Below are 1,440 nucleotides of genomic sequence, written 5' to 3' on the forward strand. Positions count from 1 at the left end.
TGCGGCCAGCCGACGTGGCCCAGCTTATCCATGCCGACCCGACGCAGAACGAGGCACTCGGCGAGGCCCACCTGGCCCTGGCCGGCAAACCCCTCCACACCTACTAATACGGTGGCCGCATAGCCACCTTAAGTGCTCAACGTCAAGCTCCGGCGGAGACAGGGAATGCGGTGTGTTCGTTGAACAACGCGCGGTGCTGGAGGCAGTGGTAGAGCTGGCCGAGCATGCGGTTGAAGAGGTTCCTCCGGGCGGTAGCGTGGCAATCTCCGTGGCGGTCGCGCGCCTGCGGTAGAGGGCCTTGGCCCCTCGGTGAGGCGGTGATGGCGGAGAAGGCCCAGAGGTAGTCGGCGTGGTTGAGGCGGTCGTCCTTCACCCACCGCCGGGTGATGCGCGACTTCTTACCGGAGGCCCGGGTGATGGGTGAGGCGTCGGCGCACGCCTTCGGGCCGCGGGCGTCGGCGAACCGGTTGCGGTCGTTCGGCGAGCACCCGGGCGCCGAGCTGGATACCGAGTCCGGGAAAGCTGAGGATGATCTCAGCGTCCGGGTGCTGAGGGAAAGTCTCCTACACCGCCTCTGCCAGATTGTCGGCGGCTGTGCAGGCGGCCTCCAGCTGGAACAGGAGCGCGAGCATCTGTTTGCCGAGTGCGTCCTCCACCAGCGATGGTTGGTGTGCCCAGTCGGCCCAGAAGATCTCCCGGAGCCGGTCGGCCTCGGCCCGGTAGCGCAGGGCCTGCAGATCGAGCAGGCCGGACTTCACCCGGACGTGGTCTTGGAGGCCACCTACGGCTGGTACTGGGCGGCCGATGTCCTGCAGGCAGCCGGGGCACGCGTTTAACCGACCTGATCGTCGCTCCCGGGCGCGACTGGTACAGCGACCGCGTCCGCCTTGAACTCCGGCGGGTAGTGCTTCATGACCACGAGATGTCCGTTCTCAGATCCTCAAGATCTAGTGTCTCGTGTGTCCAAGATCGGGGGTCAGGGCCCGTCCTGGTTGGTAAGAAGTTTGCGACAGCTGCCGCTTACCGGTTGGCCGGATCGTTCTCGTGTCTTGCGTGCAGAGTCGATCGGGCAAGGGCGGGCTGCGGTCGCTCCATTTGCGTAGGGATGCGATGAGTCGCGTCTCGCTGTTACAGGGTGTCGACGTAGCTGCCGCTCAGCAGGTATGGCCCACGATCCGGACGGGTTGCCGCCGGCGAGCACTAGGAGACACAAAACTTGTGAGCATCGTCAACAACCCTCAGGGTGAGGCTGCAGCGGAAGGCTCCTATGAGAGCGAGCTGCTGTTCAGGCATAGGCGGGCTGGCAGCGGCGTGGTCAAGTGGCTGACGACAACGGATCATAAGATGATCGGCACGCTGTATCTGGTCACCTCGTTCGCGTTCTTTCTCATCGGTGGCGTCATAGCTCTGCTCATGCGCGCCGAGCTGGCGCGCCCGGGG

2 pseudogenes are annotated in these 1,440 nt (G+C 65.1%); one reads left to right on the forward strand and one right to left on the reverse strand.

What is annotated here, in order from left to right:
- Positions 1 to 142 precede the first annotated feature (142 nt).
- Positions 143 to 716, reverse strand: a pseudogene (locus VXC91_RS47530) (transposase); the annotation flags it as partial.
- Between the two features lie 502 nt (positions 717 to 1,218).
- On the opposite strand from VXC91_RS47530, the pseudogene VXC91_RS45590 reads away from it, so the two are divergent.
- Positions 1,219 to 1,440 (forward strand): annotated as a pseudogene (locus VXC91_RS45590) (cytochrome ubiquinol oxidase subunit I); the annotation flags it as partial.

The sequence above is a fragment of the Streptomyces chiangmaiensis genome, from assembly GCF_036281785.1.
In the GTDB taxonomy this organism is placed as follows: domain Bacteria; phylum Actinomycetota; class Actinomycetes; order Streptomycetales; family Streptomycetaceae; genus Streptomyces; species Streptomyces chiangmaiensis.